Here is a 675-nt window from a genome sequence, read left to right as displayed (position 1 = left end):
CTTATTATCTTTTTTATTTAAATTACGACTTAATTGAGGATTTACCAAATGAAATTAAATAAAACTCTTATGGCTATCGCAGCAACGACATTAATTGGTTTTGGTGCAAACGCAGCACCAGTTAACCACGGTAATGGTAAAGTCACTTTCACTGGTAGCATCATCACTGCACCTTGTTCTATTGACCCATCTTCTATTGACCAAACTGTAGATTTAGGTCAAATCGCTGATGTGGTGTTAAAAAATGGTGGTACTTCAGACGGTCAATCTTCACCAGTTATGTTCGATATTAAATTAATTGACTGTACTGTAGAAACAGGTGATTCCGTGAATATTACATTTTCAGGCGCGGCCGCTACAAATGATCCTAAATCACTATTAGCTATTACAGGTACTGCTGCAGGTGCAGGTATCCAGATCGTAGATAGCAACAATGACCCAATCGTATTAAATGAAGTCACTAAATCTGAGCACAAACTGCAAGGAACAACTAATACCCTGCAATTTGCTGCATATGTGAAAGGTTTAGGTAGCCAAGGTAAACCAGAAGCTCCGGTTGATATTGTTGCAGGTGAATTCCAAGCGGTAACTGATTTCGTATTGTCGTATAACTAATTTAATGCATTAGTTATTAACGGTAAGCTGAAGTAATGAGACCAATCATTACTTCAGCTT

The 675-nt window shown here is 37.6% G+C and carries 1 protein-coding gene; it reads left to right on the top strand.

The genetic code is table 11. The features are described 5' to 3' along the window. The first annotated feature begins 48 nt into the window (after positions 1-48). Entirely contained in the window at positions 49-615 is a 567-nt protein-coding gene (locus JK188_RS17650) for a fimbrial protein (protein ID WP_036956196.1), read from the top strand. Positions 616-675 lie beyond the last annotated feature (60 nt).

Source organism: Providencia sp. JGM181, assembly GCF_018257375.1.
Classification (GTDB): Bacteria; Pseudomonadota; Gammaproteobacteria; order Enterobacterales; family Enterobacteriaceae; genus Providencia; species Providencia lanzhouensis.
The sequence above is the reverse complement of the archived record's forward strand: the minus strand, read 5'-3'. Positions and strand labels throughout refer to the sequence as shown.